This is a genomic window from Caballeronia ptereochthonis (genome assembly GCF_001545075.1).
Lineage (GTDB): Bacteria > Pseudomonadota > Gammaproteobacteria > Burkholderiales > Burkholderiaceae > Caballeronia > Caballeronia ptereochthonis.
The window spans coordinates 1-14,482 of the sequence record NZ_FCOB02000035.1 but is presented as its reverse complement, the minus strand read 5'-3'; the positions used below and the strand labels follow the sequence as shown (position 1 = coordinate 14,482).

Below are 14,482 nucleotides of genomic sequence, written 5' to 3'. Positions count from 1 at the left end.
TCACGCGCGTTTGCGGCAGCTAGCAGGCAGAAGGGGCTTTTGCGTGCGTATTCGCGACGCGTTGATGTCATTTTCGACGCTTTTTTGCACGACCGTCCGGACGGTAGAAACGCATCGAGTGCCGGAAAGAGGCGTGGTTGGCGCTATCATTGATGCTTTCGCCCTTAAAAAACCCGCGCGCACCTTGCCGCGTGACGATTCCTGGCATGACACATCCCGACTACCTGAAAAAAGTGCTGACCGCGCGTGTGTACGACGTCGCGCGGGAAAGCGAGCTCGAACCCGCGCGCAGCCTGTCGGCGCGCCTGCGCAATTCCGTGTTTCTCAAGCGCGAGGACAACCAGCCGGTGTTCTCGTTCAAGATTCGGGGCGCCTACAACAAGATGGCGCAACTGCCGGCGGACGTGCTCGCGCGCGGCGTGATCACGGCGTCGGCGGGCAATCATGCGCAGGGCGTGGCGCTGTCGGCGGCGCGACTCGGCTGCCGCGCGGTGATCGCGGTGCCGACCACGACGCCGCAGGTGAAGATCGACGCGATCCGCGCGCACGGCGGCCCGACGGTGGAAGTGGTGCTCGCGGGCGAGTCGTACAGCGACGCCTACGCGCGCGCCGTGCAGCTTCAGGAAGAACGCGGCCTGACCTTCGTGCATCCGTTCGACGATCCCGACGTAATCGCCGGACAGGGCACCATCGCGATGGAAATCCTGCGCCAGCATCAGGGCCCGATTCACGCGATCTTCGTGCCGATCGGCGGCGGCGGGCTCGCGGCGGGCGTGGCGGCGTACATCAAGGCGGTGCGCCCGGAGATCAAGGTGATCGGCGTGCAGACCGAGGATTCCTGCGCGATGGCGCAATCGATCGAGGCGGGCGAGCGCGTCACGTTGAGCGAAGTCGGCCTGTTCTCGGACGGCACGGCGGTGAAGCTCGTCGGCGAGGAAACATTCCGGCTGTGCCGCGAACTGCTCGACGAAGTCGTCACCGTCGATACCGACGCGCTCTGCGCCGCGATCAAGGATGTCTTCCAGGACACCCGCTCCGTGCTCGAACCAGCAGGCTCGCTCGCGGTCGCGGGGGCGAAGCTGTATGCGGAACGCGAGGGCATCGAAGGCAAGACGCTCGTCGCCGTGACCTCGGGCGCGAACATGAATTTCGACCGCATGCGCTTCGTCGCGGAGCGCGCGGAGGTCGGCGAGGCGCGCGAAGCCGTGTTCGCCGTGACGATTCCCGAGGAGCGCGGCAGTTTCAGGCGCTTTTGCGAGCTCGTCGGCACGCGCAGCGTGACCGAGTTCAACTACCGCATCGCGGACGAGAAGGCCGCGCATATCTTCGTCGGCGTGCAAATCAAGTCGCGCAAGGAAACCGCGCAGATGATGTCGTCGTTCATCGAGCACGGCTTTGCGACCGTCGACCTTTCGCACGACGAGCTCTCGAAACAGCACATCCGCTATATGGTCGGCGGCCGTTCGCCGCTCGCGAAGGACGAGCGCCTGCTGCGCTTCGAATTCCCGGAGCGCCCGGGCGCGCTGATGAAGTTCCTCTCGTCGATGGCGCCGGAATGGAACATCAGCCTGTTCCACTACCGCAACCAGGGCGCGGACTACAGCTCGATTCTCGTCGGCATTCAGGTGCCGCAGTCGGACAACGCGGAGTTCGAGCGCTTCCTCGCGACGCTCGGCTATCCGTGGTGGGACGAAGGCGCGAACCCGGTCTACAAGCTGTTCCTCGCGTAAAGGCCGACGCAATGCCGAAGTTCACGCTCGAAGACAAGCTCGTGGTCGCGATTTCATCGCGCGCGCTCTTCGATTTCGAGGAAGAAAACCGCGTCTTCGAGACGGGCGATCTCGCGCGCTACGAAGCGTTGCAACGCTCGCGGCTGGACCAGCCCGCGAAGCCGGGCGTCGCGTTCGGCCTGATCCGCAAGCTGCTCGCGCTGAACGCGGACGAGCAGCGCGTCGAGGTGGTGATCCTGTCGCGCAGCGATCCGATCAGCGGCCTGCGCGCGTTTCATTCGTGCCGTGAGCATGGTCTCGCGATCGAGCGCGGCGTCTTCACGCGCGGCCGCTCGCCCTTTGCGTACTTGAAACCGCTGCGCGCGTCGCTATTTCTGTCCGCGAATCCGGACGACGTGCGCGCCGCGCTCGCCGCCGGTTTTCCCGCCGCGCGCGTGCTGCCCGAAACGCCGCGCGCCGCGAGCCGGTATTCGGACGAGATCCGCATCGCGTTCGACGGCGACGCCGTGCTTTTCTCCGACGAAGCCGAGCGCGTGTTTCAGAGCGATGGCCTGTCGGCCTTCGTCGGTCACGAGACCGACAAGAAGGATTCGCCGTTGCCGGGCGGGCCGCTGAAGCCGCTGCTCGCGGCGCTGAACCAGCTGCAACGCATCGCCGACGAAAACGACGCGACGCCGTCGCCGATGCACATCCGCACCGCGCTCGTCACGGCGCGCTCCGCTCCCGCGCACGAACGCGCGATCCGGACGCTGATGGCCTGGAACATCGAAATCGACGAAGCGATGTTCCTGGGCGGACTCGACAAGGGCGAATTCCTGCGCGAGTTCGAGCCCGATTTTTTCTTCGACGATCAAATTCGCCACTGCGAATCGGCTCGTGTCGTCACGGCGACGGGGCACGTTCTCAGCGGCATTGCGAACGCATCATGACACCCGATCAATCTCCGCTCGGCAAGCCCGTCCACTACACCGAACAGTACGACGCGTCGTTGCTGTTTCCGATCGACCGCAAGCGCGCGCGCGATGCGATCGGCGTGCCCGGGCGCCTGCCGTTCTTCGGCACGGATATCTGGAACGCGTATGAGCTTTCGTGGCTGAACCGGCGCGGCAAGCCGCAGATCGCGGTCGCGACGTTCTTCGTGCCGGCGGATTCGCCGAACATCGTGGAGTCGAAGTCGTTCAAGCTGTATCTCGGCTCGTTCGCGCAGACGCAGTTCGATTCGATCGACGATGTGCGCGCCGCGATCAAGCGCGATGTCTCCGCCACGTGCGGCGCGAATGTGTCGGTGCAGCTCGCGGCGCCCGCCGATTTCGGCAAGCTGACGATGGAGGAATTCGACGGTTTGTCGCTCGATCGGCTCGATCTCGATTGCGAGGTTTTTTCGCCGGAGCCGTCGCTATTGAGCGCGACGCACGATGAAGCGCCCGTCGACGAGACGCTGTTTTCGAATCTGTTGAAGTCGAACTGCCCGGTGACGGGTCAGCCGGATTGGGGCAGCGTGCAGATCCGCTACTACGGCGGGCAGATCGATCACGCGGGGTTGTTGCGGTATATCGTGTCGTATCGCGGACATACCGGGTTCCACGAGCAATGCGTCGAGCGCATCTTCATGGACATCATGCGGGAGTGCAAGCCGGAACGGCTCGCCGTGTATGCGCGCTATACGCGGCGCGGCGGGCTGGATATCAATCCGTTCCGCACGAATTTCAATCTGCCGATGCCGGATAACGCGCGGCTGGCGCGGCAGTAAGACCTCAGGCGCGCGTCGTCGCGCCTCGATCGCTGGCGATGGCGGTCGGCACCGCTCCGGAGCGAACGTCGGCACCGGCGACGCCGCGACCGAAGTCACCAAATTTGACAGCGCGATTCCCTGGAAACGAGATACGTTCGCTCGTTCACCCAGTCAGGTGCTTTACCCAGGAATCTCGCATGTACTCGTCAACACGCCCTCGCGGCAGGCTCGGCTTCAGCGTCACGTGCCGCGCGGCGGCCGCCGGCCTCGGCCTCATCGCCACGAGCGTTTTCGCCGCGCTCCAACCCGTATCGGAAGCCCCGCTCGCGCTCGAGCGGAATGCCGACTGCCGCTTCGACAAGGACGGCGGCACGGAATGCCTCGACACCTACCGTTATACGGTCCTGTCCGATACAGGACGCGAGGCGCTCTCGCGCATCGACATCAACTATCCGGAAAACGACGTGGTCAGGATCGAACGCGCCGAGCTCGTTCAGCCGAACCAGAAACCCATTGCGCTCGACAAGTCGCAGATCGACACGCGCACGGCGCCCAATCCCGATCAGGGCTTTTTGCGCGACAAGCAAACCTCTCTGGCGTTCCCGAACTTGCGCGTCGGCTCGTCGATCATTTATGTCGTGCGTCGACGATTCGCAGCGGTACCGTCGGCGACGCACTTCAGCTATATCTATGATTTTCCACCCTCATCCCTGCGCTACGACCGCTTTCACGCGACGTTTCGCGCTGACCGGCCGATTCGATATCGCGCGGACAGGATGGGTGAATTCACGATCGCCTCGTCCGCAGACGCAAGGACACTCACGCTCGATCTGAAGTCGCCGCGCTTCGTGAACTATGTCGACGAACCCGACTCCGGCGACATCCGCCGTTATCCGCGCATCGTGCTGGGCAGCTCGCTCGATCTGCAAGACAACGTCGGCGCGTTCGCGAAACGCTACAACGACATTCTCGCCGCGCCGCTTCCGGCGCGCGCTTCCGCCGCCGCGGCGAAAGCCAGAGGACTCGCGCCGCATCAACGCGTGGTCGCCCTGATGCGGTATCTGAACGAGAACTTCCGCTATCTGAGCGACTGGCGTGCGAGCGAGCGCGGCTTGGTGCCGTTTTCGCTCGCCGAGATCGAGCGCCACGGCTATGGCGATTGCAAAGACCTCTCGACCCTGCTCACCGCCATGTTGCGCGCAGCCGGTGTGAAGGCGGAACCCGTCTGGGTCCGGCGCGGTGCTTTCGCCCCCGCAGCGCTCGCGCCGACCATCTACGCGGTCGACCACGCGATCGTGCGGGCCGAGGTCGATGGCGCCGTCTGGTGGCTCGACCCGACCAACCCGGTGTTCGCGCCAGGAATGGTCATGCCGGACGTTCAGGATCGGTGGGCATGGGTGCTTGGCGCCGACGGTCGCGTACGGCAGGATTCGATTCCTCTCGAAACGCCTCGCGCGGCCGTCGATGCGAAGCTCAGGCAACGCTTTGCGGACGGCGAGAAAGGGAGCATCGACGGCACGCTCGCGCTGGGCGGGCACATGCTCATGGATCTGTCCATCTCCGATCGCAACGAGGGCAAGAGCAGCAGCGACCGGGCCATCTGCAGCCTCATTGCGACGGAACCCGGCCAGTGCAACGTGGAGCGCCGCGCGACGGGCTTTCTCGTTCCGGAGCAGTACACGGTCAAGGCGCACATCACGGATTTGCGCGCGCTCGACAGGAACGCCGGAAAATTCGAATTCGCCCGGCCCAATCTCGCCACGCTCTGGAACTTCTTCGCGCGCTACAAGCGCAATGGTCAGCTCACCGATATCCATCTCGGCGCCCCGGAAAGCATCTCCGCGGACATGACCTTGATTGCGAGGAACATCGACGGGCAAGCACGCAATTGCTCGATCCGCAGCCGCTGGTTCGACCTCGATCTGGACGGAAAACCGGCATCCGGCGGATATCGATACCGTTACGGCTTGACGCGCAAGGTCGCGTGGGTGCCGCATGACGACATCGTCAGCGCTGAATTCCAGAAAATGGCCGCGCAGGCGAGAGATTGCGTGAACGGCTTGCGGTTCAACGTGCAGCCCGAGAAGAGCTGAGCATCGAAAGCGCGCGGCGCGCCGCCGCGCCGCGCGTTTCATGGGCCGCGCCGGTCATCTTCAGCGCAGCCCTTTCGAACAGGCTCAGGCCGCCGGCTTCTTGTAAGCCACGCAATCCACCTCGACCTTGCAGTCGACCACCATCGACGACACGACGCACGCGCGCGCCGGCGGATTCGCGCCGAAATACTCCTTGAACACCTTGTTGAACGACGCGAAGTCGCGCGGATCGTCCAGCCACACGCCGCAGCGCACGACATGCTCCGTGCCGTAGCCGGCTTCCTTCAAGATCGCGAGCACGTTCTGAATCGCCTTGTGCGATTGCTCGACGATCCCGCCGTTGATCACCTCGCCGTCCTCCATCGGCGTCTGGCCCGACACGAACAGCCAGCCATCGGCCTCGACCGCGCGTGCGAACGGCATGTGCGCGCCGCCCTGTCCCTTGCCACCTTCCACGCCATAACGCTTCATCGTCCAACTCCTTTCAATTAACGAGAATTCAGAACGCGCCCTGCGCATCGAGCTTCGATGCCGCGCCGCGCGCCACGAAACGTCCCGCGCGCGCGCCGGTCACGGCCTGCTCGCGATACGTCAAAACGCCATTCACCCACACCGCGTCGATGCCGTCCGCCGCCTGCTCGGGCTTGGCGAACGTCGCGGCATCGCGCACGCGTTCGGGATCGAATACGACCAGATCCGCGTGAAAACCCACTTTTACTTCACCGCGCTCGGTGATACTGAAACGCCGCGCCGACAGGCTCGTCATCTTGCGCACCGCTTCCTCGAGCGGGATCAGCGCCGTGTCGCGCGCATAGTGGCCGAGCACGCGCGGAAACGCGCCCCACAGGCGCGGATGCGGCAGCGGATCGTTCGGCAAGCCGTCCGAGCCGACCATCGTCGCGGGATGCGAAAGAATGCGCCGCACGTCGTCTTCCGACATGTTGTGATACACCGCGCCCGCCGGCTGCAGGCGCTGCGCCGCTTCCTGCTGGCTGACCTTCCATTCGTCGGCGACTTCGCGGATCAGCTTGCCCGCCATTTCCGGATGCGGCGTCGACCACGTGATCGTGATGTCAATATCGCCCGTCACCTGCTTCAGGTCGAGCGTCGACGAGCTGCGGTTGTACGGATAGCAGTCGCAGCCGACCGGCTGACCGTCACGCGTCGTTTCCAGCGACTTGAGCACTTCCGTGCTGCGCCCCCAGTTCGACGGCCCCGCGCACTTCAGATGCGAAATCACCACTGGCACGCGCGCATGGCGGCCGACGCGATACGCCTCGTCCATCGCGTCGAGAATGGCGTCGAACTCGGTGCGCATGTGCGTCGTGTAGAGCGCGCCCGCCTTGGCGAGCGGCTCGGCGAGCGCCTGCACTTCCTCGGGCGGCGCGTTGAACGCCGAGCCATAGGCGAGCCCGCTCGACAAACCGAGCGCGCCGTTGTCGAGCGCCTCTTCGAGCTGCGCGCGCATCGCTGCGACTTCGTCGGCACTGGCGGCGCGGTCCAGGCGATCCATCTGGTTGTTTCGTAGCGCCGTATGGCCGATCAGCGCGCCGACATTCACCGAAGGACGCGCCGCGTTTACCGCGTCGACATACGCGGCGAAGGTCGGATACCTGAATGCGGCGGCATCGCCGAGCAGGTTCATCGGATCGGGCGGATCGCCCTTCAGCGTCACCGGCGACGCGCTGATCCCGCAATTGCCCACGATCACCGTCGTCACGCCCTGCGTGATCTTCGGCATCATCTGCGGCGAGCGGATCACGTGCGTGTCATCGTGCGTGTGGACGTCGATGAAGCCGGGCGCGAGCACTTTGCCCTGCGCGTCGAACACTTCGTCGGCGCTCCAGCCGGACAAGCCGCCCGGCGCTTCGATCGCAACGATGCGCCCGTCGCGCACCGCAACATCGCGTTCGACGGCGGGCGCGCCCGTGCCGTCGATCAACCGCGCACCGATGATCAGCGTGTCGGCCTTTTCCATGATCAGTCTCCCAAAGGTTGACGCTCGCCGCCGCCGCGATGCGCATCGAGCGCATGCTTCATGCGGCGCAGCAGTTCGCGGCTGTGATCGGCCTGCTTGACGGCCAGTTCGGTGACGAGCAGATCGAGCGCCATCATCATCGCGTAGCGCGACGACGATGGCTTGTAGATGAAGTCCGTTTCGATCGCGATGATCGGAACCAGCCAGTCCGCGAGCGCACCGAGCGGCGAAGCGGGCGCGGTCAGCGCGATTACGCGCGCGCCGTACTGTTTCGCGAGCCGGCAGCTTTCGATCATCTCGGGCGTCTGCCCCGTCACCGAAAGCGCGACGACGACATGCTCTTTCGACAAGGTCGACGCCACCATGCGCTGCAACAGCCCGTCCTGATACGACGCGACCGGCCGCCCCAGCCGCACGAGCCGGAAGCCCATTTCGTCCGCGAGCGCGGTCGAGCCGCCGCCCATGCCGAACACGTAGATCATCGACGCGGCGGCGAGCGCGTCGGCCGCCTCGGCGATCGGCGCGGCGGCGAGCGCGCCCTGGTTCTGCGCGAGCGTCGCCTGCACTTCCTCGAAGATGCGCGCGGCGAGCGAATGCGGCACCGCGTCCCCATCGTCCGGACGGCGCTTCAGAAAGCGTTGCCCGACGCCCGCCGCCTGGGCGAGCCGCAGCTTCAGCTCGCGTACGTCCTCGCAGCCGACTGCCTTCGCAAAGCGCGTGACCGTCGCGATGCTGACCTCGGCCTTGTCCGCCAGCGAGCCGATGCTCGAACGCGACGCGCTCACGATGTCGTCGAGAATCAGCGCGGCGACCTTGCGCTCGGCGCTGCGCAACTCCGGCGCGCACTCCGCGATGCGTGCGACGATATCGATGCTGAGCGAATCGGCGGGGCCGTTCATGGTCGGTCCAAGGGTTTACGTGAAGCTTATGTTACTAAATAACATTTCCATCACGGATGCTACTTTGGTTAACATAACACCGTCAACCTTGATGCGTATCGGATCGTGCACAAGGTTTATTTAAACGGACGATGGAGTGGTAGCACATGAAAGTTACAAACTATCAGGGCGCGACGATCGACCCGTTCGGCAAGGGTCTGGGCATGGTGCCGGGCACGAGCATCCAGTTGAGCGACGCATCGCGCCTGCAATGGAATCTGCTCGACGAGGACGTGAGCCTGCCCGCTGCCGTGCTCTATTCCGATCGCATCGAGCACAACCTGAAGTGGATGCAGGCCTTCGTCGGCGAGTACGGCGTGAAGCTCGCCCCGCACGGCAAGACGACCATGGCGCCGCAGCTCTTTCGCCGCCAGCTCGACACCGGCGCGTGGGGCATCACGCTCGCGACCGCGCATCAGGTGCGCGCGGCATATCGCGGCGGCGTGCATCGCATCCTGATGGCGAACCAGCTCGTCGGCAAACGCAACATGGGCATGATCGCCGAGCTGCTGACCGATCCGAATTTCGAGTTCTTCTGTCTGGTGGATTCAGCCGACGGCGTCGACCAGCTGGGCGCGTTCTTCAGCGAAGTGCGCAAGAAGCTGAACGTGCTGATCGAGGTCGGCGTGCCGGGCGGACGCACCGGCGTGCGCGACGATGCGCAGCGCGAGGCCGTGCTCGCGGCGATCGCGCGCTGGCCGGGCACCATCGAGCTCGCGGGCATCGAGTTGTATGAAGGTGTGCTGCAGGACGAAACGAAGATTCGCGAGTTTTTGCAGAGCGCGGTGGATATCACGCGCAAGCTGATTGCCGCAGGGAAGATCACGCGCAAGCCCGCGATTCTTTCGGGCGCGGGATCGGCGTGGTACGACGTGGTCGCCGACGAATTCGCCAAGGCCCACAGCGACGCGATCGAAGTCGTGCTGCGCCCCGGCTGCTATCTGACGCACGACGTCGGCATCTACAAGAAGGCGCAGAACGAAATCTTCGGGCGCAATCCGATCGCGAAGAAGATGGGCCAGGGTTTGAAGCCTGCGCTGCAGTTGTGGGCGTACGTGCAGTCGATTCCGGAGCCGGATCGCGCAATCATCGGGCTCGGCAAGCGCGATTCAGCGTTCGATGCGGGCATGCCCGAACCGGCGAAGCACTATCGTCCGGGCAATGAAGCGCCGCGCGAGGTATCGCCCGACGAAGGCTGGGAAATCTTCGGCCTGATGGATCAGCACGCCTACCTGCGCATCAAGCCGGGCGACGACGTAAAGGTCGGCGACATGATCGCGTTCGACATCTCGCACCCGTGCCTCACGTTCGACAAGTGGCGTCAGATCCTCGTCGTCGATCCGAAGTATCGCGTGACCGAAGTGATCGAGACGTTCTTCTAAGCCTTGTCCTCGACGGCGGTCACGACAGCGGCATTCGCGGCCGCCACTTCCTGAATGCGTCCCTCGAACATGTGGAGCGCGCTCGACAGGGCCTCGATGGCCTCGTCGGGCAGCGCGGCCATCGTGTCGTGCAGGAACGCGTTGCGCCGCGGCAAGCCTTCCTCGGCAATCGCGCGCCCTTGCGCCGTCAACGCGACGTTCGACACGCGGTTGTCGCGCGCATCGATGCTGCGCACGATCCAGCCGAGCCCTTCCAGCGTCTTCAATTGCCGCGTGAGCGCACCTGGATCCACCTTGAGGCGCTCGACCAGCTTCTTCTGCGACAACATGCCCGCGTGCTCGTGCAGCGCGAGCAGGATGCGCCAGCGCGGCATCGGCTGGCCGACTGCTGCCTCGAACGCCGACATGAACGCGCGATACGTGCGTCCGAACTGCTGCACGACGGCGATACGGTCCTGTTCATTCATGCTTTCGCTTCCCGTAGTCATTCGGCGAGGATGACCGGTTCCTGCGGCCCTTTCAAGCGCACGGGCGGCACGCGGCGCGACTGCCACAGCGACAGCACCGCGACCAGCGCCGCCAGCGCGAGACCGATATGGATCGCGGCGACGAGCGCCTCGCGCGCGGCTTCGAGCAGCATCGTGCCGTTATGGCCCGCGGCCGTCAGTTGCGAAAGCAGCGCCTGCTGGCCGTCGCGGTTGATGAGAATCTGCGGATCGGACAGATCGCCCGCCCAGTGCATTGCATGATCCTTTTCCAGCGCGAGATTCACGCCGCTCGCGTAAAGATGGCTGATGAGCGTGCCGGTGAGCGCGGTGCCAATCATGCCGCCGATCATGCGCAGCGATTGCAGCAACGCGGTGGCAATGCCCAGATGCGCGCGTCCCGCCGTCTGCTGCGCGAACACGGTGAGATTCGGCATCACGAAGCCGAGTCCGAGGCCGCCGATCAGCATGATCGCCAGCAGGATCGAGCGCGGCATGTTGTGCGTGGCAACCACGACGCCCAGGCACGACACCGCGAGCAACGCGAAGCCGACGTAGAGCATGAGGTTGGCGTTCCGGAGACGCGTCACGATGCGCCCGTTCACGATGCTGCCGATCGTGATGAACACGACGAGCGGCGTGATCATCACGCCCGCGTCCTTCGGCGACATGCCGAAGCCGCCCTGGAACAGCAGCGGCGCGTAGAAGAGCAGCGAGAACATCGTGAAGCCGCCGAGAATCGCGAGCGTGAAGAGCGCGGCGAGCGCCTTGTTCCGGAACATGTCGACGGGCAGGATTGCGTAGTCGCAGCGCATCTCCCATTTCCACAGGCCGAACGCGGCGGCGGCGCTCATTGCCAGCAGTGCGGCGGTTTCGGTGCTGAAGCCGTGCTTCGGCAACATTTCGACGAACAACTGGAGCGCGCCGAGCGCGATCGCGATCAGCGCGGCGCCAGGCCAGTCGAGCCGCATCTTGCCTTCATGGGCGACATGGCGCAGATGCGGCAGAAAACGCCATACGAAAAAGAGCGAAACGACGCCCACCGGCAAATTGACATAGAACACCGACCGCCAGCCGTAGTATTGCGTGAGAAACCCGCCGAGCGACGGCCCGATTGCGTTGGCGATGCCGAACGCGGAGCTCATCAGCACTTGCCAGCGCAGGCGGACGATGTTGTCCGGAAAGAGATCCGCGATGCACGCGAACGCAGTGCCGACGAGCATCCCGCCGCCGATGCCCTGCAACCCGCGCGCGAGCACCAGAAACATCATGCTGTTGGCGAGGCCGCAGAGCACGGACGCGACCGTGAACACGACGATCGACGCGATCACGAACGGCTTGCGGCCGTAATAATCGCCGAGCCGACCGAAAATCGGCACGGTGATGACGGAAGTCAGGAGATAGGAGGTCGCGACCCAGGCGTAGAGATCGAAGCCCTTGAGCTCGGCGACGATCGTCGGCAGCGCGGTGCCGACCACCGTTTGATCGAGCGCGACGAGCATCGTAACGAATGAAACGCCCAGCATCGCCATGAGCGATTCGCGGAAAGGCAAAACCTGTCCGCTCGAATGGTGCGAGGCTGTGTGAACGGCCATCTTTTGTAAGCGCAATGATTGACTAGTCAACAGAAATGGAATCATAGCACGGCGCCACGCTCTAATCTGCGTGACGACCCACCATTTACCGGGCAGAAAACATCGCATGGAACCGACGCCGATCATCACCTCGCCGCTCACGCCCGAAGATTTCGCGGCTTTGTCCCGCGCGAAAGATTCGCTCGAAAGCCCGTCCCTGACGATGAAGCTGGCGAGCGTCGTCGGCGCGCCCATCGAAAAGCTGCTAGCGCGCATGCCCGCCGCCGCGCAGGACAAAGTCGACGAGGCGACGCAGCTCGCGCTGAAGAAGTGTCTTCAGCTCGCGCTGCGCACGCTCGGCAAGAGCGCGCCGTCGGATTCGCTGCTCGCGCCGCCGCCCGACAAGCCGCACAACCTGATGCACAAGCTGGCGGTCGCGACGACCGGCGCGGCGGGCGGCGCATTCGGACTGTTTGCGCTGCCGGTCGAATTGCCTGTCACCACGACGCTGATGTTCCGCTCGATCTGCGACATCGCGCGCAGCGAGGGCGAGGACGTGCATCGCGTCGAAACGCAGTTGCAATGCATGATGGTGCTCGGCATGGGTGGCACCAAGGCCAGCGACGACAATGCCGATCTAGGCTACTTCATCGTGCGCGGCGCGCTCGCGCAGTCGGTTTCGCGCGCGACCAACGAGATCGCCGCGAAAGGCCTGAGCAGCCATGGATCGACGGCGCTGCTCAAGTTTCTGCAGAACGTCGCGTCGCGGTTCTCGGTGCAGGTCAGCGAACAGGTCGCCGCGAAGTCGATTCCGGCCATCGGCGCGGTGCTCGGGGCCATGGTCAACACGGTGTTCATCGACCATTTTCAGCAGATGGCGCATGGGCACTTCACCGTACGCAGGCTCGAGCGCCGCTATGGCCCGGCGGCCGTCGAACGGGCTTATCAGACCATCGAGGTCACGGGCGGACGATGAGGCTCGTGTGACGATGTCGCCGCGATGATGAAATCGGCCGCGCGCACGAGCGCCTGATTCGCCTCGGGCATGAACGGCGCCCAGATCTGGAAGATGTGCGGGACGTCGCGCCATATCTCCAACTCGACGCGGACGCCGGCTGCGCGCGCTTTCGCCGCCACGCGCGTCGAATCGTCGAGCAGCAGTTCGGTGTCGCCGGCCTGGATCAACAACGGCGGCAAGCCGTCGAAATTGCCGAACAAGGGCGAGGCGTAGGGATGCGTCGCGACGGCATCGCCGAGATACTGCGCGGCCACGCGCGGAAACACCGACGCGTGGTACATCGGGTCGCGACCATCATTGGTTCGCATCGACTCGCCGCTGCATGTCAGATCCGTCCATGGCGAAAAGAGAACGGCCGCGGCGGGAAGCGGGTCGCCGGCATCGCGCAGCGCGAGAAGCGACGCCAGCGCGAGGCCGCCACCGGCCGAGTCGCCCGCCATGACGATGGACTGCGCTGAAACGCCATCGGCGAGCAGGCGGCGGTATGCGGCGACGCTGTCGTCGAGCGCCGCCGGAAAACGATGCTCGGGCGCGAGCCGGTAATCGAGAGAGAAGACGCCGGCCTGCGCGTTGGCGGCAAGACCGAACGTGATCGCCCGATGACTGCGCGGCGAACAGAAGTAGTAGCCACCGCCGTGAAGGTAAAGCACGATTGCACGCGGCGACGCCTGCGGCATGAGCGATTCGCCTCGCAGCGGGGCGTCGGCGGCCGCGTCGCGGATATCGAGCCGCCAGCCTCGCGGCACGCCCGGCAGCCAGGCCCGGCGGGACGCGTAGGTCCGTGCGCGCTCGACGTCCAGCTCAGGCTTGGCGCTCTCGGGCCGTATGCGCCTGCGCACGGCCCAGCATGCCAGGGCGCTTTGCCAGCTCATCGCCGAAGCATCTCAATTGGCCGGCATCACCTGACCACGTATCTCCCCGGTCGGGTTCTCCTGCGTGTGAATGTTGAAGTACCACTGCCCGGTCATGAGGTCCGTCACCTGTTGATCCGTCAGTGTCGCTTGTCCTTTCATCGGGCTCGCGAGCGCATGTTTGTCGACCGGCACTTGCACCTTCGCGTTCTGCCCGACGGGCGCCGGACCATGGAAATGCGCCATCGTGACGGGACCGGATAGCTCGGCGTAGGAGGCCGACCAGGTGAGGACTTTGGTGTCGGTGTCGAGGCTCGCGTCGAGAATTCCGTGGCCCTTGCTCACGCGCGGCGGGACTTCGCTCGAGGGTTGAAGATTGGCTTTGAGCGCGACGGTGTCGGCCAGGGCGGTGCTCGAGGCGATCAGAAAGAAAATCAGACTTGAGGCGTAGCGATAGTGCGGCCTGCGTGTCGCGATCATGCCTGCTCTCCTTGAAAGGGCCGGGCCGCTCACGGATTGATTCTGTTGAACGTCGGCCGCAACGTCATGGTAGAGCATCCGGGTGCCCGCCGCATCTTGCCTTTATGACGCGGGCCAAGTGCAAAAGGGCGCCTTGCGGCGCCCTCAGACTGCTGACGAACCCCATGTTTTTCGGAACGTGGGGTTTGTTTTTTAGGCGGCAGCGCTGTTGGAGCGATGCG

Annotated in this window: 14 protein-coding genes; 6 read left to right on the top strand and 8 right to left on the bottom strand. The window is 64.7% G+C overall.

Annotated features, from left to right (window positions below; genetic code table 11):
• Nucleotides 1–206: 206 nt before the first annotated feature.
• From ilvA to AWB83_RS28965, 4 genes are all read left to right on the top strand, one after another.
• The gene (ilvA, locus tag AWB83_RS28980; RefSeq protein ID WP_087049115.1) at nucleotides 207–1,730 is read left to right on the top strand and encodes a threonine ammonia-lyase, biosynthetic; all 1,524 of its coding nucleotides are present in this window, start codon (nucleotides 207–209) and stop codon (nucleotides 1,728–1,730) included.
• An 11-nt stretch (nucleotides 1,731–1,741) separates the two neighbouring features.
• Complete coding sequence (locus tag AWB83_RS28975) at nucleotides 1,742–2,659, top strand: 5'-nucleotidase (protein ID WP_087049068.1); 918 nt, start codon at nucleotides 1,742–1,744, stop codon at nucleotides 2,657–2,659.
• Nucleotides 2,656–3,480: an NADPH-dependent 7-cyano-7-deazaguanine reductase QueF gene (gene queF / locus AWB83_RS28970; RefSeq protein WP_087049067.1), complete on the top strand. Its 825-nt coding sequence runs from the start codon at nucleotides 2,656–2,658 to the stop codon at nucleotides 3,478–3,480. Before AWB83_RS28975 ends, queF begins: the two co-directional genes overlap by 4 nt.
• 179 nt (nucleotides 3,481–3,659) lie before the next feature.
• Entirely contained in the window at nucleotides 3,660–5,555 is a 1,896-nt protein-coding gene (locus tag AWB83_RS28965) for a DUF3857 domain-containing transglutaminase family protein (protein ID WP_087049066.1), read from the top strand.
• Nucleotides 5,556–5,639: 84 nt separating this feature from the next.
• Here AWB83_RS28965 and AWB83_RS28960 read toward each other — a convergent pair whose 3' ends face one another.
• Genes AWB83_RS28960 through AWB83_RS28950 form a run of 3 tightly spaced genes read right to left on the bottom strand, consistent with a single transcriptional unit; the run spans nucleotide 5,640 to nucleotide 8,432 of the window.
• Nucleotides 5,640–6,026, bottom strand: a complete 387-nt coding sequence (locus tag AWB83_RS28960; RefSeq protein ID WP_087049065.1) for a RidA family protein — start codon at nucleotides 6,024–6,026, stop codon at nucleotides 5,640–5,642.
• A gap of 28 nt (nucleotides 6,027–6,054) precedes the next feature.
• Nucleotides 6,055–7,533 carry an N-acyl-D-amino-acid deacylase family protein gene (locus tag AWB83_RS28955; protein WP_087049064.1) on the bottom strand — a complete coding sequence of 493 codons (1,479 nt, stop codon included), beginning with the start codon at nucleotides 7,531–7,533 and terminating at the stop codon, nucleotides 6,055–6,057.
• A gap of 2 nt (nucleotides 7,534–7,535) precedes the next feature.
• Nucleotides 7,536–8,432, bottom strand: coding sequence for a MurR/RpiR family transcriptional regulator (locus AWB83_RS28950; RefSeq protein ID WP_087049063.1), 897 nt, complete (start codon nucleotides 8,430–8,432; stop codon nucleotides 7,536–7,538).
• A 146-nt stretch (nucleotides 8,433–8,578) separates the two neighbouring features.
• Here AWB83_RS28950 and AWB83_RS28945 point away from each other — a divergent pair, with 146 nt between their 5' ends.
• Nucleotides 8,579–9,853, top strand: coding sequence for an amino acid deaminase (locus AWB83_RS28945; RefSeq protein ID WP_087049062.1), 1,275 nt, complete (start codon nucleotides 8,579–8,581; stop codon nucleotides 9,851–9,853).
• Here AWB83_RS28945 and AWB83_RS28940 read toward each other — a convergent pair.
• Together AWB83_RS28940 and AWB83_RS28935 are read right to left on the bottom strand one after the other, a co-directional pair.
• Nucleotides 9,850–10,320, bottom strand: coding sequence for a MarR family winged helix-turn-helix transcriptional regulator (locus AWB83_RS28940; protein ID WP_087049061.1), 471 nt, complete (start codon nucleotides 10,318–10,320; stop codon nucleotides 9,850–9,852). The genes AWB83_RS28945 and AWB83_RS28940 overlap by 4 nt on opposite strands.
• A 17-nt stretch (nucleotides 10,321–10,337) precedes the next feature.
• Nucleotides 10,338–11,933 carry an MDR family MFS transporter gene (locus tag AWB83_RS28935; protein WP_087049060.1) on the bottom strand — a complete coding sequence of 532 codons (1,596 nt, stop codon included), beginning with the start codon at nucleotides 11,931–11,933 and terminating at the stop codon, nucleotides 10,338–10,340.
• Between the two features lie 106 nt (nucleotides 11,934–12,039).
• Here AWB83_RS28935 and AWB83_RS28930 point away from each other — a divergent pair, with 106 nt between their 5' ends.
• The gene (locus AWB83_RS28930) at nucleotides 12,040–12,888 is read left to right on the top strand and encodes an EcsC family protein (RefSeq protein ID WP_087049059.1); all 849 of its coding nucleotides are present in this window, start codon (nucleotides 12,040–12,042) and stop codon (nucleotides 12,886–12,888) included.
• Here the strand turns inward: AWB83_RS28930 and AWB83_RS28925 are convergent.
• From AWB83_RS28925 to AWB83_RS37005, 3 genes are all read right to left on the bottom strand, one after another.
• Nucleotides 12,858–13,802: an alpha/beta hydrolase gene (locus tag AWB83_RS28925; protein ID WP_087049058.1), complete on the bottom strand. Its 945-nt coding sequence runs from the start codon at nucleotides 13,800–13,802 to the stop codon at nucleotides 12,858–12,860. The two genes, AWB83_RS28930 and AWB83_RS28925, sit on opposite strands and share 31 nt — an antisense overlap.
• Nucleotides 13,803–13,814: 12 nt before the next feature.
• Nucleotides 13,815–14,261, bottom strand: a complete 447-nt coding sequence (locus AWB83_RS28920; RefSeq protein ID WP_087049057.1) for a CHRD domain-containing protein — start codon at nucleotides 14,259–14,261, stop codon at nucleotides 13,815–13,817.
• A 29-nt stretch (nucleotides 14,262–14,290) separates the two neighbouring features.
• On the bottom strand, nucleotides 14,291–14,482 hold a 192-nt coding region (locus tag AWB83_RS37005; protein WP_208636816.1), incomplete at its 5' end, for a hypothetical protein.